We start from the raw sequence: 22,728 nt of genomic DNA on the forward strand, positions 1-22,728 counted from the left end.
CTAAGACAGGTAGCGACCCGGCGCGAAAGGCGCCGGGTCGGCCGGAGCCGCTTCGCCGCAGACCAGCGCGGCGAGGATCTCCCCCGTCACGGGCCCGGTCGAGAAGCCGATATGCTGGTTGCCGAAGGCGAGCCAGAGACCGGGATTGCGCGGCGCCTCGCCGATCATCGGCAAGGAGTCCGGCAGGGTCGGGCGCGAGCCGCGCCAGGTCGTGTCCTCGGCTGGCTCGGTGAGCGGAAAGGCCTCGCGGGCCCGCGGCAGCACCTGCTCGATCTGGGCGTGGTCGTCGGGCGCGTCGCGATGGGCGAGCTCGACGCCGCTGGTCAGGCGCAGGCCCAATTCCATCGGCGCCAGCATGTAGGCGGCTTCGACGTCATAGATCGGACGGTTCAGGAAGCGCCCCTGCGCCGGCTTGTAATGGCGGTGATAGCCGCGCTCGACATTGAGCGGCACCTTGAGCCCGAGCGGCCGCAGCAGGTCGGCGCTCCAGGGACCGAGCGCGACGACTGCCAGATCGGCGTCGTAATGCGTGTTTTTGCCGGTGACGCGCCAGCCATCGCCCTGCTGCGACAGGCCCGTGACCTCATCGCGCAGGACCGTGCCGCCACGGGCGGCGAACAGCGCGGCATAGGCCTCAACCACCGCGCCCGGCCAATCGACCGAAGCGCTGTCCTTGTGGTGCAGGGCCGCCGAGAAGATCGGGTTCAGGCTGGGCTCCAGCGCTGAGAGGGCCTGGCGGTCGAGCGCCTCGACGCGGACGCCGTGATCTTCGAGGAAGGTTCGGCGCGCTTCGGCGGCGGCCCCGCCGGCCTCGCTGCGCCAGAGCTCGAGGAAGCCGGTGTCGCGCAAGCGCCAGGCAATCCCGGCTTCGGTCATCAAGCGCTTGTGCAGGGGCAAGGCGGGCGCGGTCAGGCTTTGCAGCGCCGCGACGCGGTGGCTGAGCCGCTCCGGCCTGGCCTCGTTGAGGAAGCCGAGGATCCAGCCGGGGTTACCAAGGAGATGGCCGAGCCGATAGCGCACCGCCGCATGCCGGTTGCTCAGGTATTTCGGCAGGTTCTTCCACAGGCCGGGATTGTTGAGCGGCATGATCGAGGAGCGGCTGATCACCCCGGCATTGCCGTAGGAGGTCTCGCGGCCGGGCTCGCGCCGGTCGATCAGCGTCACCTTGAGCCCACGCTTCTGCAGGGCAAGCGCACAGGAGACGCCGACCATGCCGGCGCCGAGGACGATGACACTGCGGCTCACTTGGATTGGTCCGAGGAGAGGGCGGGCTCGGCGAGCCAATGATCGAGGAAGCCGTCGAGCCAGGTGCGCACGGCCGGATCGTACTGGTACCAGCCGGCGAGGTGCTGGTGGCGCAATTGCGCGCCCGGCATCAGCGTGCGTTCATGAGCGCGCACCGACCAGCGGCACATCATCGCCAGCGTCACCTCGGGGTGGAACTGCACGCCATAGGCCTTGCTGCCGACACGCACTGCCTGGACCGGGAAATCGCCGCCGGTCGCCAGACATTCGGCCCCGGTCGGGCAGTCAAAGCCCTCGCGGTGCCATTGGTAGACCGTGCCCGGCCAGATGCAGCCGGTAGCGGCAGCGTCAGCATGTCCGGCCTCGGTCAGGCTGAGCGGATAATAGCCGATCTCGGCCCTGCCTTCTGCATGGGTGTAGACAGTCGCGCCGAGATGGCGGGCCAGCATCTGCGCGCCCAGGCAGAGGCCGAGAAAGGGCGCGTCCTCCTTGAGGCAGACGCCGATCCAGTCAGTCTCGGCCTTGACGAAATCATCGGAGTCGTTGGCGCTCATCGGCCCGCCGAAGATCACCGCGCCGGCATGACCCTGCATGGTCTGCGGCAGCGGGTCGCCGAAACGCGGCCTGCGGATGTCGAGGGCATGGCCGCGCTCGGCGATCAGGCGGCCGACACGGCCAGGCGTCGAATGCTCCTGATGGAGCACGATCAGCACCGGTTTGCGCGGTGGCAGGGCGTCGAGGCGGGTGCGGAGCCGGCGACGGGTCGGGAAGCGATAGGACAAGTCGTTCATCGCGACGTTCGATTGCGCTCCCGAGATCGGATTCTCCGCGCCGGATCGCCTCAGAATGCGGCTTGTGGGCCCTCGCGGCAAGCAAATTATGCGCCATGGCAGGCATGACGGAGGCCAGCGCCGTGCATGCTTCGTGCAATCTTCCATCAATAGTCTTCTGGCAATGCAACCTCCAGTGACGATGCCGGTTGACTTTCGAGTCAGGTTTGGGCATGAGAATGAACGTTCATTCTCACCGCTCAGAAGAAGTATGTCGCAGGTTGTCACCTCATTCCCGGCCGAGCGCGGCCTTTCGGAGCGCCATGTCCGCATCCTCGATGCGGCCGAGCGCGTCTTCGCGCGCGCCGGCTTCCATGCAGCGACGATGAATGACATCGCGGTCGAAGCCGGGATGAGCCCGGGCAACCTCTACCGCTACTTCTCCTCGAAGGACGCGATCATCGCCGGTATGAGCGAACGCGACCGCATGGAGATCGCGGCCGATTTCGCCGGGCTCGATCCAAGCAAGGGTCGGTTGCTCGACCAGCTCGATGAGCTCGGCCGTCAGCACATGGTGCGCAAGCCGCGCGAGAAGGCGATCATCGCGCTGCAGATCTGGGCGGAAGCCTCGCGTACCCCCGAGATGGCGAAAATCTGTGCCGGCTTCGACGAGACGGTCGAGCAGGGGCTCGGCGCAGCCGTCGAGGCGGCCAAGGCGAGCGGCGAACTGCCGAGCAATCTCGATCAAGCGCGCTTCCTGCTGGCGTTGTTCATGATGGCGGACGGCTTCTTCTGCCGGCGCGCCGTCGATCCCGATTTCGACGCCGCTGCCGGCGCCGAAGCCCTGTTCGCCGCGATGCGGGGACTGGCGCAGACCATGCTGCTGCCGCCCGCCGACGGCCAGACCTCGTAAGAAGGCCGACCATGCCCATCTCGACCAAAAACCTGATCCTGCTGCCGCTCGTCGCGCTCGCATGCGCGCCCGGGGCAGCCTTTGCCCAGGCGCCGGCCTCCGCCGCCACCACACAGCAACCCTCTGCTGGACCTGCAATCACGGTGACGTCGGCCAAGCGCGACGAGATCGTGCAGAGCGTCGTCGTCTCCGGCTCAATGATTGCGCGCGACGAGATCATGGTTGCGCCCGAGATCGACGGCGTCGTCATCACCGAGCTGCTCGCCGAGGAGGGCGATCGCGTCGCCGCCGGCCAGGTGCTGGCGCGGCTGTCGCGCACCACGCTCGAAGTGCAACGCTCCCAGAACGAGGCGCAGATCAAGCGTGCCGAGGCGGCGGTCGACCAGGCCAAGGCGCAGATCGTCGAGGCCGAGGCCAATCTCGTCCAGGCCAACAACGCCTTCGACCGCACCAAGGCGCTGCGCGACAATGGCAATGCCAGCCTTGAGACCTTCGACCAGCGCGCCGCTGCGGCGCGGGGCGGGCAGGCGCGGTTGAACTCGATGAAGCAGGCGCTGGCGATCACCACGGCCGATCTGGCGCTGGCCCAGGCCCAGGGACGCGACATCGACGTCAAGCTCGCCCGCACCGAGATCAAGGCGCCCAAGGCTGGTATCGTCAGCCGCCGCAACGCCAGGCTCGGCGCGATGGCGACGATGGCGGCCGCTGAGCCGCTGTTCAAGATCATCGCCGACGGCGCGATCGAGCTCGAAGCCGATGTCGCCGAGGTTGAATTGCCCAATCTCAAGGTCGGCCAGGCGGTCGCGGTCACGCCGGCCGGATCCGACAAGCCGCTCGTCGGCCAGATCCGGCTGATCTCGCCGGAGGTCGACAAGGCATCGCGGCTCGGGCGGCTGCGAATCACGTTGACGGGCAATCCGCCGGTTGCCGTTGGCTCCTTCGCGCGGGGCGTGATCGAGACCGGCCGCAAGACAAGCATCGTGTTGCCGCTTTCGGCGATCACCTATGCGCGCGGTGGCGCCATGGTCCAGTCCGTCAAGGACGGCAAGGTGACGACCAAGAAGGTCACGCTCGGGCTGATCGGCGGCGGGCGCGCCGAGATCGCCTCCGGCCTCGCCGAGGGCGAGAGCGTGGTTGCACGCGCCGGCACCTTCGTGCGTGACGGCGACATGATCACGCCGATCGCGACGAACTGACGGAGCCTCGCGTGAACGTCAATTTCTCCGCCTGGTCGATCCGGAAACCGGTTCCGTCGATCCTGCTCTTCGTCGTGCTCTGCGTGCTCGGGCTGCTGTCGTTCTCGAAGCTGCCGGTGACGCGCTTCCCGAACATCGACGTGCCCTTCGTCTCGGTGACGGTGACCCAGTCCGGCGCTGCCCCGGCCGAGCTCGAGAGCCAGGTCAGCAAGCGCGTCGAGGACGCGGTCGCCAACATCACCGGCGTCAAGCATGTTATGTCGACGCTGACCGACGGCTCCTCGGTGACGCTGGTCGAGTTCCGGCTCGAAACCAATACCGACCGCGCCGTCAACGACGTCAAGGATGCGATCGCCAAGATCAGGGCCGAGCTGCCGCGTACCATCGACGAGCCGGTGATCCAGCGCATCGACGTCGAGGGCCAATCGATCCTGACCTATGGCGCCTCCTCGCCCGGCATGACGCTGGAGCAGATCTCCTGGCATGTCGACGATGTCGTCTCGCGTGAATTGCAGGGGCTGAAAGGCGTCGGCCGGGTCGAGCGCTATGGCGGCGTCGACCGCGAGATCCGGATTTCGCTCGATCCCGACCGGCTGCTGGCGCTCGGCACCACCGCCGGCGAGGTCAACCGCCAGATCCGCGCCACCAATGTCGATCTCGCCGGTGGACGCGGTGAGGTCGGTGGCCAGGAGCAGGCGATCCGCACGCTCGCCAGCGCAAAGACCGTCGCGGAGCTCGCCGACAGCAAGATCCAGCTCACCGGTGGGCGCGAGGTCCGCCTGAAGGAGCTCGGCCGCGTTGAGGATTCCAGCTCGGAGCCGCGCGCCTTCGGCCGGCTGAACAAGCAGCCGGTCGTCTCCTTCGCCGTGTTCCGCTCTAAGGGCTCGAGCGAGCTCTCGGTCAAGGACGTCGTCGCGGCCAAGCTCGACGACCTCAACAAGCGCTATCCGACGATCGCACTGAAGCCGATCGACGATGCCGTCGCCTATACCTACGGCAACTACAAGGCGGCGATGGAGACGCTGCTCGAGGGTGCGGCGCTCGCCGTGCTCGTCGTCTTCATCTTCCTGCGCAACTGGCGCGCCACGCTGATCACCGCGATCGCGCTGCCGCTTTCGGCGATCCCGACCTTCTGGGCGATGGAGCTGCTCGGCTTCTCGCTCAACCTGGTCAGCCTGCTCGGCATCACCCTGGTGACCGGCATTCTGGTCGACGATGCCATCGTCGAGATCGAGAACATCGTCCGGCACATGAAGATGGGCAAATCGCCCTATCGCGCCGCGATGGAGGCGGCCGACGAGATCGGCCTCGCGGTCATCGCGATCACGCTGACCATCGTCGCGATCTTCGCGCCGGTCTCGTTCATGGGCGGCATCGCCGGCCAGTATTTCCGCCAGTTCGGCCTGACGGTCGCGATCGCGGTGCTGTTCTCGCTCCTGGTCGCGCGCCTGATCACGCCGATGATGGCGGCCTATCTGTTCAAGCCGGTGAAGCACCACGATGCCAGGGACGGCTTCGTGATGCGCGCTTACGCCTGGTTGCTCGAGGCCTCGCTCAGGAAGCGGCGCATACCGGTGCTGCCGCGCTTCGACGGTTCGCGGACATGGCGGAGGCTGCCGTTCAACACGGCGTATCTGACGCTGATCGCCGGCTTTGGCTTCCTGTTCGTCTCGATCCAGGCGACGGCGCTGCTGCCGACCGGCTTCTTCCCCGAGGAAGACACCGCCCGCATCGTCGCCTCGGTCGAATTGCCGCCCGGCGCGACGCTGGAGGACACCACCGTCGCCACCGACAAGATCGTCGACAAGCTGCGTGAGATTCCACAGGTCACGAACGTCTTCGTGCTCGGCGGCGCCTCGCCGACAGGGCAGCGCGAAGTCCGCCGCGCCGCGGTCTTCATCCTGCTGACGCCGAAGGCCGAGCGCGACGTCCCGCAGAAGGAGCTCAAGGTCACCATCGCCGAGAAGCTGGCGAGTGTGCCCGATGTCCGCGCCTGGTACGTCAACGAGCGCGGCGAGCGCGAGATGGCGTTCTCGATCCTGTCCAAGGATGGCGATGCGCTCGACGAGACGGTGGCGAAGATCGAAGCGCGCATGCGCCAGGTCGACGGCTACCTCAACGTCGCGACCGCCGGCTCGCTGAGCCGGCCCGAGATGCGCGTCACGCCGAAGCTGGAGCAGGCCGCGAATCTCGGCGTCACGCCCGAGGCGATCTCGGAGGCGCTGCGCGTCGCCACGATCGGCGACATCGGCCCCAACCTCGCCAAGTTCAATGCCGGCGACCGGCTGGTGCCGATCCGCGTCCAGCTCGACGAGCAGGCCCGCACCGACATCCGCAACATCGCGGCGTTGCGCGTGACCAACACGGCCGGCGTCTCGATCCCGCTCACCGCAGTGGCCGAGATCGGTTTCGGCGAGGGGCCGTCCTCGATCGACCGCTATGACCGCGTCCGCCGCGCCGCCATCGGCGCCGACCTGAAGCGCGGCTTCGAGCTCGGCACGGCGCAGGAGAAGTTCCAGGAGATCGTCAAGGAGGTCGGCCTGCCCGAGGGCGTGCGCATCGCCGCCACCGGCGACGCCGAGATCCAGGGCGAGGTGGTCGAGGGCTTCGTCACCGCGATGACCACCGGCCTGATGCTGGTGCTCGCGGTGCTGATCCTGCTGTTCGGCTCGGTCTTCCAGCCGATCACCATCCTGCTGTCGCTGCCGCTCTCGTTCGGCGGCGTGGTAATCGCGCTGCTCGCCACCCACAACCCGGTCTCGATGCCGGTCTATATCGGCCTGCTGATGCTAATGGGCATCGTCACCAAGAACGCGATCATGCTCGTCGACTTCGCGGTCGAGGAGGTCGCGCGCGGCAAGGATCGGCTGACGGCGCTGCTGGAAGCCGGCCACAAGCGGGCGCGGCCGATCGTGATGACCACGATCGCCATGGCCGCCGGCATGCTGCCCTCGGCCTATGGCGTCGGCGATGGCGGCGAGTTCCGCGCGCCGATGGCGATCGCAGTGATCGGTGGCCTGATCGTCTCGACCGTGCTCTCCCTCGTCTTCGTGCCGTCCTTCTATGTGGTGATGGACGATCTCGGCCGACTCACCGGCTGGATCTTCGGCCGCTTCCTCGGCAAGGCCGAGGATGAGAGCACCTGGGCTCCGATGAGCGACGAGGAGACCCCCGGCGAAGCCAGTGCCAAGGCGATGGCCGGCAAGCTGCCGCCGCCAAGGCTGGCGGCGGAGTGAGAACCAAGGGCCTGCCTAAGGCAGGCTCTTTTTTATTGGCGGATCAATTCTCCCGCAGCGACAGATCGAGGTTCTGTCCCTGTCCCGGCTGACTGCCGCGCAAGGTGAGCGCCACGCCGTCTTGCTGGCGCGAGATCGTCAGGGTCGCGGGCGGGTTCGGACGGACGCTTTCTGCCGTCTCGTTGAAGGCGAGCGTCAGCCGCTGGCCCTGCCGCGTGCCGGCGAGCTTCGCCACTGTGCCGGTACTCTCTTTGAACGTGCCGATATAGCGGCCGGTATCCGGATCGTGGCGCAGCTCGATCTTGATCGTGGCGCTGAGGATGGCTGCGGTGGTGCAGCTGCCGTTGAGGCTCAGACCCGATCCCTGCTGGTCGCCATCGAATTGGCATTTCAGCGAACGGCTGGTGCCGCCGGCGTTCTGAAGCGTGCCATTGCCGCTGAAGCGGCCTTCGAGGGAACTCAGGAAGCTCACTTCGCTGCTGCCAGTGTCCTGCTGTGCGGTGCTTGGCTGAGCCAGCACCAACAGCGCCGCCGCAGCGACCGCCTTCGCTAGGTGATGTCGCGTCATGATCGTTCCTCCTGCCGGCTAAACGTCTCAGGAGGGATTTTGATCAATCTGCCGGCGAGATGGCCCGATCGGCGGGCCTCACACCGCTTCCGGCTCGCTTTCGGCCGCACGCTTGCGCTCCACCGCGCAGCGATAAGCCTCGGTCAGCTCGTCGAGCACGGATTGGGCCGGTTGCGGCGCATCGAGATGGAGGAAGCGCAGCTCCGCCATGAACTTCTGCCAGAGCGCCGGACCGCCCTCGGCCAGGATCTCGGCGCGGATCGACATCTCGGGCGTCACGGGCAGGAAGCGCCGGCCCCAGTCGGCCATGGCTGCGAAGACCGGCACCAGCGAGATCCCCATCTCGGTCAGGCTGTAGATGCCCTTCTGCTTATGGGAGGCGTCGTCGCGGCGTGAGATCAGGCCGTTTTCGAGCAGCCGCTTCAGCCGGTCGGCGAGGATGTTCGAGGCGATGCCTTCGTCCGATTTTGCCAGCAGTTCGCGGAAATGCCGGCGATTGCCGAACATCATGTCGCGCAGGACGATCAGGCTCCAGCGATCCCCGAGGATTTCCAATGTCAGATTGATCGGGCAGCCCGAGCGGCCGGTCTCTCGCATGTGCATCTCCAAAACCGCTTGCATTCTACAATCGGTTTCGCTAGAAGCCAACTGCTTGCAAATCGCAAGTGGTTTTGACGGCGCCGAGGCGGCGCCTGCCTGGAGGATGTGATGGCCAAGGTGATCGCCTGGAACCTCGTGACACTGGACGGATATTTCGAAGGGACGGAGAAGTGGGATCTCTCGTTTCACAACGAAGCCTGGGGCGAAGAACTCGACGCGCTCAGCAAGGAGTTCGGCCAGCGTGCCCAATGTCTCGTCTTCGGCCGTGTCACTCATGACGGCATGAAGGCACACTGGACCACCGCCAAGGACAGTGAGGTCACGCGCTACATGAACGCGCTGCCCAAGCTGGTCGCCTCGCGCAGCGTTACGAGCTCGGACTGGAACAATACGCGGGTGACCGCCGATATCGTTGGCGAAATTGCCAAGCTGCGGGCTGCTCCGGGCAAGGACGTCCTGGTCTTCGGCAGCGCCGAGCTGATCGATACGCTGTTGGCGGCGAAGCAGATCGACGAGTTGATGCTGGCGGTGGTGCCGGTGCGGCTCGGCGCGGGCACGCCGTTCTTCAAGGCCGGTGGCGAGCGCCAGAAGCTCGATCTGCTGGAGAACCGGCCGCTCAAGAACGGTACGGTGATCCTGCGTTACGCGCCGGAACACTGATGGAATGGCGATCCGCTGCGGACGGGATGGAGTTCCAACCCTCCGCAGCGCCCACCTGCCGGGCTTGCGTGGCCGCGGCGATCTATTGCTTGAAGCCAATCAGCACGCCGTCGGCGCCGAGCGAGAGCTGCAGTCCCCGGCGCTTGGTGGCGAGGCGCATGACCACGCCCTTGGCGTTGCGAAGCCAGAGTGTGCCGCGGCCTTCGTCGCCGATCGCCCAGCCCTCGCGGATCTGAATGTAGGCGCCGGTGAAATCCTCGACATTGGCCAGGCGGTAGACCGAACCGGTCGCGGTCAGGCGCGAGGCGCCGATGCCGCCGATGCCGAGGCCGCCGACGGTGATGTCATAATTGCGCTTGTTGAAGCGGAGCGTGCCGCCGCCGATCGCGCCCGAGCCGATGAAGGCCACTTGCACCTGCCGGATCGAGACGGTTCCGGTCGCCGGCCCGAACTGCCGCGGCTGCGCGCCGGCTGGAGTGCTGACCAAGAGGCAAGTGAAGATAAAAGCGGAAACCCGAGCGATCATGGCTAGCTCTCCCCCGCCTCAGGATGAGGCTGGTTGAACTGTGCGCCGGAAATGTCGGCGGTCAAACAGCATTTTATTTTGCATTGCGCCAATTCGACTACGCGAGCGGTAGAGTGTGGGGTGGCGAACTCGCTGCTGTCGCCCTTTGATCGCGTGGTTCGAGGCTGGGTTCAGCCAGTCTGATCAGGCAAAAGCCTGGCTACCTGGGCGATCCCGGACTCGTATTGGCGGAAGCGCTCGCTCGATTATGCCGTATACGGGCGACCGGTCCTGCCTGAATGCTTTCAGAGCTTGCTGAAGATCGGACGTTTCTGGGCGTTTGCCGCTCACACGCTCCGGGATACGAGAGTCCATGAACGTGCCGAGCAGAGTGTCGCGTGCCGACATCAGGCCAATAGCTTTGAGCCGGTTCTTGCTGCCGCTCAGGCCTTGTCGATCAACCCAATCCGCAGCAAGCACACCCGACGCGTTGTTCCAAAGATCCTTATAGATTTCGCGAGTTGGGTCCCGCTTGCGAACAGGGCGACCGTAGAACTCGGCATACTCGTTGAGCTGCCCCAAGCGGTAGACCGCATAAGAGGCTGGGCCGCGCGGAACCCCCACGTCGCGCAACAGCGCATATGTCTCGCCGGCAGCGAAGGCGTGCTTGATGCTGTTCGCAAAAAAGGCCGGGAGCTCCTGGCGTTGTGTCTCTGCAACCGCCTCGGCCTTGAAGTACGCATATGCGCAGATAACCGACACGTTCGGAATGAGAGTGGCGGCTATCGCCACTGTCGCTACGATTCGCGCATTCCGATGCATGACGTCTCCAGCTGTTCGCAGGAGTTTCATGCCTGTGTCAGGCGACGGTGGCAACCTGCTCTCGCCATGTCTCCTTGGAACTGCAGGGCGACCCTGCACATGGGGCCAGACGAGGCCTGACCGCCCGACAGCACTAAAGGGATAGCTTATCCCTTCCGCACCATCAGCACCGCAGCCAGGATCGCGACGCCGCCGAAGGCCTGGGCGGGCGAGGGTTGCTCGGCGAAGATCGCCCAGGCCGCCAGCACCGAGACCAGCGCCGGCCAGACCATGACCAGCGAGGCGGCATTGGCGCCGTAATGGCCGAGCGCCAGCGTGATCAGGCCCTGGCCCATGGCATGCGAGACCAGGCCGAGCGCGGCGACGGCGAGCCAGCCGGTCAGCGTCTGAGGCAGGATGGTCTCGCCGAGGCCGAGCGCTGCGACGAGGCAGAACACGGCGCAGATGGCGCTGGAGATCAGGCTGATACGGCCGGCGGCGGCGCGGTTGCGGGCGCGGCGCACGGCGAGGATATAGGCCGCGTAGGAGAAGGCGGCGCCGATGGCGAGGCCGTCACCGAACAGGCCGGTGCCTGAGAGCGGCGTCACTACGCTTCCCGACAATTTCGGCAGCACCAGCAGGCCTGCGCCGCTGACGGCGAGAAGCAGGGCGCCGAGGATGCGCCGCGTCGGCTTCTCGCGGAACAGCAGCCAGCCGCCGAGAATGACGCCGACCGGCGAGAGATTGCCGAGCAGCGAGGCATTGGCGATCGAGGTGAAGCCGATCGAGGCATTGTAGAGAACGACATCGACGCCGAAGGCGAGGCCGGCAAGCGCGATCGGCAACATGGCGCCGGACCTGACGCGATCCGCGTTGCCGCCGCGATCCTCCAGCGCCATCCAGGCGGCGAGGACCGGCAGTGCGAAGGCCATGCGCCAGAAGCCGGCCGCGGCCGGGCCGACATCGGCGAAGCGCACGAAGATGCCGGAGAAGCCGATGCAGGTTGCGCCGAGCAGCAGCGCCAGGAACATGGCGAGCGCCGGCGTGGCGGGACGATCTGGCACAGCAAGGCTCGGGGCGGACATCGGACGGCTTTCGGTAGCGGCCAGGATTGACCGATTGCGACAGGACGCCGTCATTCCGGCCGGAGCACAGCCAAGCGCCGGAATCCATCCGAGGCTTTCCACGCCTCCTGATGGACTTCGGAGCTGCGCCGCTGCACGGCCTGTCTGGAAGGGCGGTCAACCTATCCCCGGAATATAAGACGCTTTCGGCAATCGGAAAAACGGATTATTCTGATTCATCTATCGTCATTTCCGTTGGAGCGATGATGTCGACCCATCTCGATCTCGATGCGCTCGCCATGCTCGTTGCCGTCGCCGAGACCGGCGGCTTTACTGCGGCGGGCCAAAAGCTCGGACGCACGCAATCTGCCGTCTCAGGCCGCATCCAGGATCTGGAGGCAACGCTCGGCAAGCAACTGCTGGAGCGCTCGCGTCGCGGCGTCACGCCGACCGAGGCCGGCGAGCGATTGCTCGCCCAGGCCCGCCGTCTGCTTGCGATCGAGCGCGAGGCGCGGGCCGAGCTCGAGGGCGACAAGGCCGTGGGTCGCCTGCGCATCGGCCTGCCCGACGACTATGTCGACGCATATCTCAGGCCGCTGATCGTCCGCTTCGCCGAGGAGCATCCACGCGTCGAGATCGAGGTGCATTGCGAGCTCTCGAAGCGGATCGAGCCGGCGGTGGCGGCGGGTGAGCTCGACCTTGCGGTGATCACCCAGGATCCCGGCCGGCCCAAGGGCGAGCGCCTGCGGCGCGAGCCGCTGATCTGGGTCGCGGCGCGCGGCCACCGGCCGGAGCTCAGCGAGGTCTTGCCGCTCGGCCTGTTCAACGAGGGCTGCCGGGCCCGTCCGCGCATCCTGAATGCGTTGCAGGCAGCGGAGCGGTCGCACCGGCTGGTGTTCTCATCGTCGCATATGGCCGGCCTGCTCTCGGCGGTGGAGGCTGGCCTGTGTGTCACCGCGATCACCGAGAGTGCTGCGCCGGCTTCCCTGCGCCGGCTCGAGCCGTCCGAGAACCTGCCGTCGCTGTTCGAGCTCTCGGTCGCGCTGGTGATCGCACCGCAGGCGAGCATCGCGGCGCGCCACTTCGCGCAGGCGCTGCGCGAGGCGATGGCGTCGCCGCGCCTGGTAGCCTGAGCGCTTAGGGTCAGACCGCGATCCGCTCCGGCTCGTCGGCGTCGTAGCCGGTCTCCTTGGCGAGGATGCGCTGCATCCTGGCCTCGTCGAGCGAGTTCTCCCATTTCGAGACGACGATGGTGGCGACGCCGTTGCCGATCAGGTTGGTGAGGGCGCGTGCTTCCGACATGAAGCGGTCGATGCCGAGGATCAGCGCGATCGAGGCGACCGGGATATGGCCGACCGTGGCGAGCGTCGCCGCCAGCACGATGAAGCCCGAGCCGGTGACGCCGGCGGCGCCCTTCGAGGTCAGCAGCAGCACGGCGATGATGCCGATCTCCTGGGCGAGGGAGAGGTCGGTGTTGGTCGCCTGCGCCAGGAAGACGGCGGCCATGGTGAGGTAGATGCAGGTGCCGTCGAGATTGAACGAGTAGCCGGTCGGGATGACCAGGCCGACGACGCTCTCTTTGCAGCCGAGATGGGTCATCTTGGCGATCATGCGCGGCAGCACGCTCTCGGAGGAGGAGGTGCCGAGCACGATCAGCAGTTCTTCCTTGATGAAGGCGATGAACTTGAGGATCGAGAAGCCGGTCAGCCGCGCGATCGTGCCGAGCACCAGGAAGATGAAGATCAGGCAGGTCGCATAGAACGCGGCCATGAAGGAGCCGAGCGAGACCAGCGTCCCGACGCCGAACTTGCCGATGGTGAAGGCCATGGCGCCGAAGGCGCCGATCGGGGCGGCCTTCATGATGATGCCGACGATCTTGAAGAAGATCTGGGCGATGTCGTCGATGAAGTGCAGCACGGGCTTGCCGCGCTCGCCGAGCATCTGCAGGCCGAAGGCGAAGAGCAGCGCGAAGAACAGCACCTGCAGAATCTCGCCGTTGGCGAAAGCGCCGACCACCGTGTCCGGGATGATGTTCATGAGGAAGGCCAGGGTGCTCTGATCATGCGCCTTGGCGGTGAAGGCGGCGATCCCGGAGGTGTTGATCGTCGAGGGATCGACATTCATGCCGGCGCCCGGCTTCCAGAGATTGACCACGACGAGGCCGACGATCAGCGCCAGCGTGGTGACGACCTCGAAATAGATCAGCGCCTTGAGGCCGACCCGGCCGACCTTCTTCATGTCGTCCATCGAGGCGACGCCGTGGACGACGGTGAGGAAGATGATCGGCGCGATGATCATCTTGATCGCCTTGATGAAGGCGTCGCCCAGCGGCTTCATCGCCTCGCCGGTCTGGGGGTAGAAATGGCCGAGCAGCACGCCGATGGCGATCGCGGTTAATACCTGGACATAAAGATGGGTCCACCAAGGGCCCTGATGGCCCCGCAGGACCTCCGCCGACGTCGTCGCCATGGCGCTTCCTCTTGCTGACGCGTCGGTCGGACCGGCGCGTCGGAGAAGGGCTACGCCCATTCCCGGGAGGCGGCAAGTTCAGGTCAAAGCCATGACGATCACTTGAAAGCGAGAGCCTTCTCCCTTTGCGCGGGAGAAGGTCGCAAGTCATTGCAGGACGAATACGCTACTCTGCCGCTTGCGGCTTCAGCACGCCACGGCGGATCTGGTCTTCCTCGATCGACTCGAACAGGGCGCGGAAATTGCCCTCGCCGAAGCCGTCATCGCCCTTGCGCTGGATGAACTCGAAGAAGATCGGCCCGACCACGGTGGCCGAGAATATCTGCAGGAGCACCTTGCTCATCCGGCCAGCCTTCTCACCGAGCGCGACCGCGCCCTCGCCGTCGATCAGGATGCCGTTCTGCTTGAGCCGCGGCACCGGCTCGCCATGGTTCGGCACGCGACCGTCGACCTTCTCGTAATAGGTCTCGGGCGGCGAGGGCATGAAGGGCAAGCCGTTCTGCCGGAGCTGCTCGACGCTGGTGTAGATATCGCGCGCGCCGAGTGCGACATGCTGGATGCCCTCGCCCTTGTACTGGCGCAGGTACTCCTCGATCTGGCTCTTGTCGTCGAGAGATTCATTGATCGGGATGCGGATCTTGCCGCAGGGCGAGGTCAGCGCCCGCGAGATCAGGCCGGTGAGCTTGCCCTCGATGTTGAAGAAGCGGATCTCGCGGAAATTGAAGAGCTCGCCATACCAGTCGGCCCAATGGTCCATGCGGCCACGCATGACGTTGTGAGTGAGATGGTCGAGATAATACATCCCGGCCTGCTCGGGGTGGGGGGCCTTGTCGGCGAGCCATTCGAAGTCGACATCGTAGATCGAGCCCTTCGCGCCATAGCGGTCGACGAAATAGAGCAGCGAGCCGCCGATGCCTTTCACGGCCGGGATCTGCAGTTCGCCGGGGCCGACCTTGCTCTCATAGGGCTCGGCGCCGAGCGACACCGCTCGCTCGAAGGCATGCTTGGCATCGACGACACGGAACGCCATGGCGCAGGCGCAAGGGCCGTGCTCGGCGGCGAAGCCCTGCGCAAAGGAATCGGGCTCAGCGTTGACAATAAAATTGACGTCGCCCTGGCGGTAGAGCGTCACCTTCTTGGAGCGGTGCCTGGCGACCTTGGTGAAGCCCATGGTCTCGAAGAGCTCGCCGAGCTTCTCCGGCTCGGGATGGGCGTATTCGACGAACTCGAAGCCGTCGGTGCCCATCGGATTGGCGTCGGAAATGGCCGGCGGGGCTGAATCGTGCGGGAACGGTCCCATGCGGTGTCCTCCTGAGAATGCTTGGTTGACCGATCCTCGCGCATCTGGATGGCGAAGGGTTTGCAAAATCCCGCGCTCTGCGATTGAATTTGCACGGATCGTGCATGAAAGCGCAGGAAGGCTCACGGAATGCCGCAGCTCGATGCTTTCGACTGGCGCCTGCTCGAAGCCCTGCAGCAGGATGCCTCGCTGACCAATGGCGCCCTCGCCGAGCGCGTCGGCCTCTCTGCCAGCCAGGTCTCGCGGCGGCGGCAGGCGCTGGAAAACTCAGGCGCCATCCGTGGTTATCGCGCCTTGATCGATCCGGAGGCGATCGGCCTCTCCGTCACCGTCTTCATCCATGTCGCGCTCAACACCCATTCGCGCGACAATGCCCGGCGTTTCCGAGACCTGGTGAAGTTGACGCCCTCGGTGCTGGAGGCGCATGCGCTGACTGGCGAGGCCGACTACATGCTGAAAGTCGCGGTCGGCGACCTCAAGGAGCTGGCGCGCCTCGTTAACGAGGTGCTGCTGCCGCATGAAAGCGTCGCGCGGGTGCGCTCGGAGATCGCGCTGGAGACGCTGAAGGAGCCGGGACTTCTGCCGCTGGCGATGGTGTGAGGATGCCTCTTCCGCCGGCGCTGCGGCGCGCTATAACTCAGTGATGGTCGTTCTCAATCGCATCTACACCCGCACCGGCGACGACGGCACCACGGCGCTCGCCACAGGCGCGCGCCGGGCCAAGTTCGACCTGCGTGTCTCCGCCTATGGCACTGTCGATGAGACCAATGCCTGCATCGGCATGGCACGGCTGCATTGCGCCGGCGAGGATTCCGAGCTCGACGCGATGCTCGGCCGCATCCAGAACGATCTCTTCGACCTTGGCGCCGAACTCGCCTCGCCCGACACCGGCGAGAAGCCGGCCTTCGAGCCGTTGCGGATCGTGCAGGCGCAGGTCGACCGTCTCGAGGCCGAGATCGACCAGCTCAACCGGCCGCTCGGGACGCTGCGCTCCTTCGTCCTGCCGGGCGGCACGCCCGGTGCGGCGCATCTGCATCTCGCCCGCACGGTCAGCCGGCGGGCCGAACGGCTGATGGTCGAATTGTCGCAGGGCGAGGCTGTCGCCCAGCCGGCGCTGAAGTTCATCAACCGGCTCTCGGATTTCCTGTTCGTCGCCTCCCGACACCTCAATGCCAGGGCAGGGGGCGACGTGCTCTGGACGCCCGGCCAGAACCGCTAGCGCCATGTTCGTGCCACTGCATGACGGCGTGCCGATGCGCTTCATCCGCGTCGCCTATGTCACCTATTCGCTAATCGCGATCTGCATCGTGCTGCGGCTCATGCTGATGCACTGGACCAGCGAGGCGAGCGAGATTGCGGTCATGGCCGGCTTCGGCACGATTCCCGCGGTGCTGTTCGGCGAGGCGCAATTGCCGCCGGAGCTGCTCAGGGCGCCGGCCTGGCTGACGCTCATGACCGGCATCATGCTGCACGCCAGCTTCGCCCATCTGATCGGCAACATGCTGTTTCTCTGGGTCTTCGGCGACAATGTCGAGGATGCGATGGGGCATCTGCGCTTCCTCATCTTCTTCCTGCTCTGCGGCATGGCCGGGGCGCTGCTGCACGCGCTGATGAACCCCGAATCGGAGCAGCCGCTGATCGGCGCCTCGGGCGCCATCTCCGGCGTGATCGCCTCCTATCTCATGCTCTACCCGCGCGTGCGGATCTGGGGGCTCGCCTTCAAATGGATCCCGCTGCACATCCCGGCGATGTACGCGCTCGGTGCCTGGATCCTGTTCCAGCTGCTCTCGGCGCTGTTCGATCAGCAGGGCGCGGTCGGCTGGTGGGCGCATCTCGGCGGGCTTGGTGCCGGAGCGGCGCTGACGCCGCTGCTGATCCGGCGCGAGCTGCGCCTGTTTGGCCGCCTCGTGCGGGGCAAGCCGTGACTTTCATGGCGTTGACAAGCCCAAATCCCCATCGCTACGGTCCGTCCGCATTTCAGCCGAGAGCCGCGATGCCGACCATCGCCGTCTCGGGCGGATCGGCCTCCCTCTCTCCGTAACCGGTGAAGCGCCCATGAAGATTCTTGTCCCCGTCAAGCGGGTAGTCGATTTCAATGTGAAGATCCGCGTGAAGGGTGACGGCTCGGGCGTCGAGCTGGCCAATGTGAAGATGTCGATGAACCCGTTCGACGAGATCGCGGTCGAAGAGGCGCTGCGGCTCAAGGAAGCGGGCAAGGCGACCGAAGTGATCGTCGTGTCGGTCGGCCCCGCGCAGGCGGCCGAGACGATCCGCACTGGCCTCGCCATGGGCGCCGATCGCGGCATCCTGGTGAAGACCGACGCTCCCGTCGAGCCGCTGGCGGTGGCCAAGCTCCTGAAGAAGATCGTCGAGCAGGAAACGCCGGAGCTCGTCATTTTGGGCAAGCAAGCGATCGACGACGACAGCAACCAGACCGGCCAGATGTTGGCCGCGCTGCTCGGCTGGCCGCAAGGCACCTTCGCCTCGAAGGTCGTGATCGGCGACGGTTCGGCTGAAGTCACCCGCGAGGTCGATGGCGGCCTGCAGACGGTGTCGCTGAAGCTGCCGGCGATCGTGACCACGGACCTTCGCCTGAACGAGCCGCGCTATGCCTCGCTGCCCAACATCATGAAGGCGAAGAAGAAGCCGCTCGACGAGACCACGCCAGAGACGCTCGGCGTCGATATCGCGCCGCGTCTCAAGGTGATCAAGACCAGCGAGCCCGCCGGGCGCTCGGCCGGCATCAAGGTGGCCAACGCTGCCGAACTCGTCTCCAAGCTCAAGACTGCCGGGGTGATCTGATGCCGACCCTTCTGCTCGCCAAGCACGACAACAAGAGCCTGAACGAAGCCACCCGCAAGGCGCTGACTGCGGCCAAGCAGCTCGGCGCGCCCGTGCATGTGCTGGTCGCCGGCCATGGCGCCAAAGCGGTCGCCGAGGCGGCGGCCAAGCTCGATGGCGTCGAGAAGGTGCTGCTCGCCGACGACGCATCTTACGAGAATCGCCTCGCCGAGCCGCTGGCGGCGCTGATCGTCTCGCTCGCGCCCGGCTATGACGCGCTTGTCGCGCCCGGCACCACCACCGGCAAGAACGTGATGCCGCGCGTCGCCGCGCTGCTCGATGTGATGCAGGTCTCCGAGGTCACCAAGATCGTCTCGGCCGACACCTTCGAGCGGCCGATCTATGCCGGCAACGCCATCCAGATGGTGCAGTCCGGCGACGCCAAGAAGGTGATCACCGTGCGTGGTGCCTCCTTCCAGGCGACCGGTGACGGTGCTGCCGCCGCTCCGATCGAGAGCGTTGCCGCCGCTGCGAACCCTGGCACCTCGTCCTTCAAGGGCGAGGAGGTCGCCAAGTCCGACCGGCCGGAGCTGGCCTCGGCCAAGATCATCGTCTCGGGCGGGCGCGCGCTCGCTTCGTCCGAGAACTTTGCCAAGGTCATCGAGCCGGTGGCGGATCGGCTCGGTGCCGCGATGGGCGCCTCGCGTGCCGCGGTCGACGCTGGCTACGCCCCGAACGACTGGCAGGTCGGCCAGACCGGCAAGGTGGTGGCGCCGGACCTTTATGTCGCGGTCGGCATTTCCGGCGCGATCCAGCATCTCGCCGGCATGAAGGACTCCAAGGTCATCGTCGCGATCAACAAGGACGAGGAGGCGCCGATCTTCCAGATCGCTGATTACGGCCTCGTCGGCGATCTCTTCACCATCATGCCCGAGCTCGAGAAAGAGCTCGAAAAGGCCGGCAAGTAACCGGACAGTAAGTCGCGCCGCGGGCGGCGATGAGCCGCTCGCGCCAGCTCCCTCGGGGAACAGAAGCGTCACATGGACCACCAGATCAAGACCGTCGGCATCATCGGGGCCGGGCAGATGGGCAACGGCATCGCCCATGTCGCTTCGGTCGCGGGTTTCGACATCAGGTTGCACGACATCGCCGAGGACCGGATCAACGCGGCGCTGGCGACGATCGATGGCAACATGGCCCGGCAAGTGTCGAAGGGCGCTATCGCCGATGCGGATCGCCGCACGGCGATGAGCCGGATCGTCTCGGCGCCGAAGCTGGAGGATCTGGGTTCCTGCGACCTCGTGATCGAGGCCGCGACCGAGAGCGAGGAGGTGAAGCGCAAGATCTTCACCTCCGTCTGTCCCCATCTGCGGCCCGACGCGATCCTGGCCTCGAATACCTCGTCGATCTCGATCACGCGGCTCGCCGCGGCGACCGATCGCCCCGAGCACTTCATCGGCATTCATTTCATGAACCCGGTGCCGCTGATGCAGCTCGTCGAGCTGATCCGTGGCATCGCCACGGACGATGGCACATTCGAGCGTGCCAAGGATTTCGTCGCCAAGCTGCACAAGACGGCGTCGGTTTCCGAGGATTTCCCGGCCTTCATCGTCAACCGCATCCTGCTGCCGATGATCAACGAGGCCGTCTACACGCTCTATGAGGGCGTCGGCTCGGTCGAGGCGATCGACACGGCGATGAAGCTCGGCGCGAATCACCCGATGGGTCCGCTCCAGCTCGCCGATTTCATCGGTCTCGATACCTGCCTGTCGGTGATGCAGGTGCTGCATGACGGTCTGGCCGATTCGAAATACCGGCCCTGCCCGCTGCTGGTGAAATATGTCGAGGCCGGCTGGCTCGGCCGCAAGGCCGGGCGCGGCTTCTATGATTATCGCGGCGAGAAGCCCGTTCCGACACGTTGAGATCCGCACGTCATACTCGGCTTTGAGCCGAGCATCTCGGAATCCAGTTCCTTCTTCTGCACGAGATTCCCGGGCCGGCGCTGCGCTCCGCCCGGGAATGACGGCTGACGCCTGCACATCGCGCCGCAACATCGCGGCTTCACATTCCTGTCGTCTCGCGCTTACATTGATGCGTTACAGGATTCGTGCGGCCCAGCAGGCGGAGGCGCGATACGGGTGACGGCGCATGTTATGCATCCGATGGCCTCGCCGGACGGTTGTCCGGCGCTGGTGCTCAACGCCGATTTCAGGCCGCTGAGCTACTATCCGCTTTCGTTGTGGAGCTGGCAGGACGCGATCAAGGCGGTCTTCATGGACCGCGTCAACATTGTCTCCGAATACGACACCGTCGTGCACAGCCCGAGCTTCAACATGAAGCTGCCCTCGGTCGTCTCACTCAAGACCTACATCAAGCCGTCGCGCACCCCGGCCTTCACCCGCTTCAACGTCTTCTTGCGCGACCGATTCGCCTGCCAGTATTGCGGCACGCGCGAGGAACTGACCTTCGACCATGTCGTGCCGCGCTCCAAGGGCGGGCTCACCACTTGGGAGAACGTCGTCGCGGCCTGCTCGCCCTGCAATCTGATGAAGGGTGACAAGATGCCGGCTGCGGTCGGGATGATCCCGACGCAGAAGCCGTTCGCGCCGTCGATCAACGACCTGCACCGCAATGGCAAGCTGTTCCCGCCGAATTATCTGCACGAGAGCTGGCTCGATTATCTCTACTGGGATTCCGAACTGGAGCCGTAGTCGCGCTGCTCCCTATGCGCGCCAGAAGGGCTGCGCCAGATAGCGTTCCAGGCGCTCCCGTGACAGGCCGAAATCCTCCAGCACCGCATCGGCTTCATCATGGAAGGCGGCGTGCAGTTGGCGGCGCCAGAGTAGGCGTCGCAGCCAGAGCCGCGGCCTCGCCGTGAGCTCGGTTTCGAACGATGGCCGCAGCAGATCGGTGTTGGCGGTGCGACTTGTCCGCCTGCTCTTGACAGTGGTGGGCTCGCCGTTGACGACGCTTGCGTCATGATGGAGGAGCCGCCCGCGCTTCATCCCCGTCTGTGTGGCCATTGAAATGACTTGCGCGGATAGGGTGTCGCCCATTGCAGCCTCCCGGCGAAAGACGTGATGTGATGACCGGTAACGGCAGCGAGAGCGACGCGCACACGACGAATTCGAACATCGGCGTGCGTTTCGCGAACAGCGCGGCCGGCCAGCTCCGGTTACCGCCGCTTTCACCCCTGCCCGCCTTCGAGGCCACCGCCCGGTTGGGGTCGATGACGCTTGCCGCCGAGGAGCTCGGCCGCACCCACAGTGCGATCAGCCGGCAGATCAAGGCACTGGAGGAGGCTTTGGGCCTGGAACTCCTCGACCGAGGCACGGCGCCGCTGGGACTGACCGCCGCCGGCAAGACGCTTTATGCCACGGCGCGCATGGCATTCGAGGCGCTCGACAGCTGCATGGGGCAACTCCGGCCGGCCCAAGGCGGCGAGACCGTGACGCTGGCTATCGGTTCGAGCTTTGCGACGCGTTGGCTGGTTCCGCGCCTGCCTCGCTTCTACGCGCTCCACCCGGAGATTTCGCTGCGGTTGACGATGGTCGGCGCGTCGATTCTCGAGGTGGATGACTACGACCTTGTCACGAGCTGGAATCGTTTAGGCTACAATCTGCCGGACGATCAGGCCTTCCATGTGCTCGGCGATGTCAGCTTCGCGCTCGTCTGCGCTCCCCATTACCGGTTTCGGCTGGAAGCAGGCCGTCTGCTGGCCGAGACGCAGCTTGTCGGCCGCTGGCCGATCACGATTCAACCTTCCTATCGCGATCATCCGCTCGTCGTGCCGATCGCGGAACGGACGCTCGGATTTCCTCACATCCATATGTGCATCGAGGCTGCGGTCGGCGGCCTCGGCGTCACCTTGGTGGAGACGCGTCTCGCACAACCTGAACTCGCCGATGGCCGTCTGATCGCGCCACTCGGCGTCCTGACGGTCGAGGGTGGGCTCGTCGCGTTCCCGCACCGTCGTCGCGAGCCGAAAGCCGCAACGCGAAAGCTGCTTGCCTGGCTCAAGGCCGAGGCCGGCGCAGACCAGCCGCAATCAGCGCTGCGATACGATGTCTAGGAGCCCGCGCTAGCGGTTCAAATCTGCGAGCCGCCGAGGCCCTTCACTCCGGCTTTCAACCCGAGCAACGCCGCGATCAGCAGCCCCAGCGAGGCCAGTGCGTTCCAACCGGCGAGCGAGAGGCCGAGGAAGCGCCAGGCGGCTTCCGTGCAGGAGACGATCCGGGTCGTCTGCAGCTGCTTCATCAGGTCCTGGACGCCGGCCGCTGCGGGGGCGGGCGTGCCGCCGCAATCATTGGGACCGGCGAAGACACCCCATTCGACGCCGGAATGGTAGATGCCGAGCCCGGTGCTCCAGGCCATCAGCAGTGCCAGGCCGATCAGCGCCGCGATCTGGAGCCGGCGCGAGCGGGCAAAGACCAGCGCGAACGCGGCAAGTCCGATCGCAGCGTAGTGCGGCGCCCGCTGCTCGAGGCAGAGCTTGCAAGGGCGCAGATACAGGACCAGCTCGAAGAACCAGGCGCCGGCGATCAGAGCGAGGCTCGCGAGCCCGATCAGCGCGGTCAGGCGGCGAGGATCGGTAATGAGGCGCGGGAAAAAGCCGGTCAT

General features: G+C 65.9%; 24 protein-coding genes. 13 read left to right on the forward strand and 11 right to left on the reverse strand.

Going from position 1 to position 22,728, the window contains the following annotated elements:
- Together BLM15_RS22810 and BLM15_RS22815 are read right to left on the reverse strand one after the other, a co-directional pair.
- Positions 1–1,245 (reverse strand): NAD(P)/FAD-dependent oxidoreductase, encoded by a 1,245-nt coding sequence (locus BLM15_RS22810; RefSeq protein WP_126114906.1) that lies wholly within the window; start codon positions 1,243–1,245, stop codon positions 1–3.
- Entirely contained in the window at positions 1,242–2,036 is a 795-nt protein-coding gene (locus BLM15_RS22815; RefSeq protein WP_126114907.1) for a glutamine amidotransferase, read from the reverse strand. Before BLM15_RS22815 ends, BLM15_RS22810 begins: the two co-directional genes overlap by 4 nt.
- Positions 2,037–2,286: 250 nt before the next feature.
- Between BLM15_RS22815 and BLM15_RS22820 the strand changes: the two genes are divergently transcribed.
- The 3 genes from BLM15_RS22820 to BLM15_RS22830 are packed head-to-tail and all read left to right on the forward strand — an operon-like array spanning position 2,287 to position 7,360.
- Positions 2,287–2,928 carry a TetR/AcrR family transcriptional regulator gene (locus tag BLM15_RS22820; protein WP_164547614.1) on the forward strand — a complete coding sequence of 214 codons (642 nt, stop codon included), beginning with the start codon at positions 2,287–2,289 and terminating at the stop codon, positions 2,926–2,928.
- 11 nt (positions 2,929–2,939) lie between these two features.
- Complete coding sequence (locus BLM15_RS22825; protein ID WP_126114909.1) at positions 2,940–4,124, forward strand: efflux RND transporter periplasmic adaptor subunit; 1,185 nt, start codon at positions 2,940–2,942, stop codon at positions 4,122–4,124.
- Positions 4,125–4,135: 11 nt separating this feature from the next.
- Positions 4,136–7,360, forward strand: coding sequence for an efflux RND transporter permease subunit (locus BLM15_RS22830; protein WP_126114910.1), 3,225 nt, complete (start codon positions 4,136–4,138; stop codon positions 7,358–7,360).
- A 43-nt stretch (positions 7,361–7,403) separates the two neighbouring features.
- On the opposite strand, the gene BLM15_RS22835 is transcribed toward BLM15_RS22830, so the two are convergent.
- Together BLM15_RS22835 and BLM15_RS22840 are read right to left on the reverse strand one after the other, a co-directional pair.
- The gene (locus BLM15_RS22835; RefSeq protein WP_126114911.1) at positions 7,404–7,883 is read right to left on the reverse strand and encodes a hypothetical protein; all 480 of its coding nucleotides are present in this window, start codon (positions 7,881–7,883) and stop codon (positions 7,404–7,406) included.
- A 123-nt stretch (positions 7,884–8,006) separates the two neighbouring features.
- Positions 8,007–8,525 carry a winged helix-turn-helix transcriptional regulator gene (locus BLM15_RS22840; RefSeq protein WP_126114912.1) on the reverse strand — a complete coding sequence of 173 codons (519 nt, stop codon included), beginning with the start codon at positions 8,523–8,525 and terminating at the stop codon, positions 8,007–8,009.
- Between the two features lie 111 nt (positions 8,526–8,636).
- On the opposite strand from BLM15_RS22840, the gene BLM15_RS22845 reads away from it, so the two are divergent.
- Complete coding sequence (locus tag BLM15_RS22845; protein ID WP_126114913.1) at positions 8,637–9,188, forward strand: dihydrofolate reductase family protein; 552 nt, start codon at positions 8,637–8,639, stop codon at positions 9,186–9,188.
- Between the two features lie 82 nt (positions 9,189–9,270).
- Here the strand turns inward: BLM15_RS22845 and BLM15_RS22850 are convergent, their stop codons facing one another.
- The 3 genes from BLM15_RS22850 to BLM15_RS22860 form a co-directional block, all read right to left on the reverse strand.
- Entirely contained in the window at positions 9,271–9,714 is a 444-nt protein-coding gene (locus tag BLM15_RS22850; protein WP_126114914.1) for a hypothetical protein, read from the reverse strand.
- Between the two features lie 183 nt (positions 9,715–9,897).
- Positions 9,898–10,515 (reverse strand): hypothetical protein, encoded by a 618-nt coding sequence (locus tag BLM15_RS22855; RefSeq protein ID WP_126114915.1) that lies wholly within the window; start codon positions 10,513–10,515, stop codon positions 9,898–9,900.
- 146 nt (positions 10,516–10,661) lie between these two features.
- The gene (locus BLM15_RS22860; RefSeq protein WP_164547615.1) at positions 10,662–11,558 is read right to left on the reverse strand and encodes a DMT family transporter; all 897 of its coding nucleotides are present in this window, start codon (positions 11,556–11,558) and stop codon (positions 10,662–10,664) included.
- 266 nt (positions 11,559–11,824) lie between these two features.
- Between BLM15_RS22860 and BLM15_RS22865 the strand changes: the two genes are divergently transcribed.
- A complete protein-coding gene (locus BLM15_RS22865; protein ID WP_126114917.1) occupies positions 11,825–12,691 on the forward strand; it encodes a LysR family transcriptional regulator in 867 nt (288 codons plus the stop codon).
- A 10-nt stretch (positions 12,692–12,701) separates the two neighbouring features.
- Here BLM15_RS22865 and BLM15_RS22870 read toward each other — a convergent pair whose 3' ends face one another.
- Together BLM15_RS22870 and hppD are read right to left on the reverse strand one after the other, a co-directional pair.
- Entirely contained in the window at positions 12,702–14,027 is a 1,326-nt protein-coding gene (locus BLM15_RS22870; RefSeq protein WP_126114918.1) for a dicarboxylate/amino acid:cation symporter, read from the reverse strand.
- A 166-nt stretch (positions 14,028–14,193) separates the two neighbouring features.
- Positions 14,194–15,327: a 4-hydroxyphenylpyruvate dioxygenase gene (gene hppD, locus BLM15_RS22875; protein WP_126114919.1), complete on the reverse strand. Its 1,134-nt coding sequence runs from the start codon at positions 15,325–15,327 to the stop codon at positions 14,194–14,196.
- Positions 15,328–15,456: 129 nt separating this feature from the next.
- On the opposite strand from hppD, the gene BLM15_RS22880 reads away from it, so the two are divergent.
- The 7 genes from BLM15_RS22880 (at position 15,457) to BLM15_RS22910 (ending at position 20,819) form a co-directional block, all read left to right on the forward strand.
- Entirely contained in the window at positions 15,457–15,927 is a 471-nt protein-coding gene (locus tag BLM15_RS22880; protein WP_126114920.1) for an Lrp/AsnC family transcriptional regulator, read from the forward strand.
- A gap of 43 nt (positions 15,928–15,970) precedes the next feature.
- Positions 15,971–16,546, forward strand: coding sequence for a cob(I)yrinic acid a,c-diamide adenosyltransferase (locus BLM15_RS22885; RefSeq protein ID WP_126114921.1), 576 nt, complete (start codon positions 15,971–15,973; stop codon positions 16,544–16,546).
- 4 nt (positions 16,547–16,550) lie between these two features.
- Positions 16,551–17,252 carry a rhomboid family intramembrane serine protease gene (locus BLM15_RS22890; protein ID WP_126114922.1) on the forward strand — a complete coding sequence of 234 codons (702 nt, stop codon included), beginning with the start codon at positions 16,551–16,553 and terminating at the stop codon, positions 17,250–17,252.
- Positions 17,253–17,382: 130 nt separating this feature from the next.
- Positions 17,383–18,129 (forward strand): electron transfer flavoprotein subunit beta/FixA family protein, encoded by a 747-nt coding sequence (locus BLM15_RS22895; protein WP_126114923.1) that lies wholly within the window; start codon positions 17,383–17,385, stop codon positions 18,127–18,129.
- Complete coding sequence (locus BLM15_RS22900) at positions 18,129–19,076, forward strand: electron transfer flavoprotein subunit alpha/FixB family protein (protein ID WP_126114924.1); 948 nt, start codon at positions 18,129–18,131, stop codon at positions 19,074–19,076. Before BLM15_RS22895 ends, BLM15_RS22900 begins: the two co-directional genes overlap by 1 nt.
- 72 nt (positions 19,077–19,148) lie before the next feature.
- Positions 19,149–20,030 carry a 3-hydroxybutyryl-CoA dehydrogenase gene (locus BLM15_RS22905; RefSeq protein ID WP_126114925.1) on the forward strand — a complete coding sequence of 294 codons (882 nt, stop codon included), beginning with the start codon at positions 19,149–19,151 and terminating at the stop codon, positions 20,028–20,030.
- A gap of 231 nt (positions 20,031–20,261) precedes the next feature.
- On the forward strand, positions 20,262–20,819 hold the full coding sequence (locus BLM15_RS22910; protein WP_126116305.1) for an HNH endonuclease: 558 nt from the start codon (positions 20,262–20,264) through the stop codon (positions 20,817–20,819).
- 12 nt (positions 20,820–20,831) lie between these two features.
- Here BLM15_RS22910 and BLM15_RS22915 read toward each other — a convergent pair whose 3' ends face one another.
- Positions 20,832–21,164, reverse strand: coding sequence for a hypothetical protein (locus BLM15_RS22915; protein ID WP_126114926.1), 333 nt, complete (start codon positions 21,162–21,164; stop codon positions 20,832–20,834).
- A 29-nt stretch (positions 21,165–21,193) separates the two neighbouring features.
- Between BLM15_RS22915 and BLM15_RS22920 the strand changes: the two genes are divergently transcribed.
- Positions 21,194–22,180 carry a LysR family transcriptional regulator gene (locus BLM15_RS22920; protein WP_126114927.1) on the forward strand — a complete coding sequence of 329 codons (987 nt, stop codon included), beginning with the start codon at positions 21,194–21,196 and terminating at the stop codon, positions 22,178–22,180.
- A gap of 17 nt (positions 22,181–22,197) precedes the next feature.
- Here the strand turns inward: BLM15_RS22920 and BLM15_RS22925 are convergent, their stop codons facing one another.
- Positions 22,198–22,728, reverse strand: coding sequence for a disulfide bond formation protein B (locus BLM15_RS22925; RefSeq protein ID WP_126114928.1), 531 nt, complete (start codon positions 22,726–22,728; stop codon positions 22,198–22,200).

This window comes from Bosea sp. Tri-49, from assembly GCF_003952665.1.
In the GTDB taxonomy this organism is placed as follows: Bacteria; Pseudomonadota; Alphaproteobacteria; order Rhizobiales; family Beijerinckiaceae; genus Allobosea.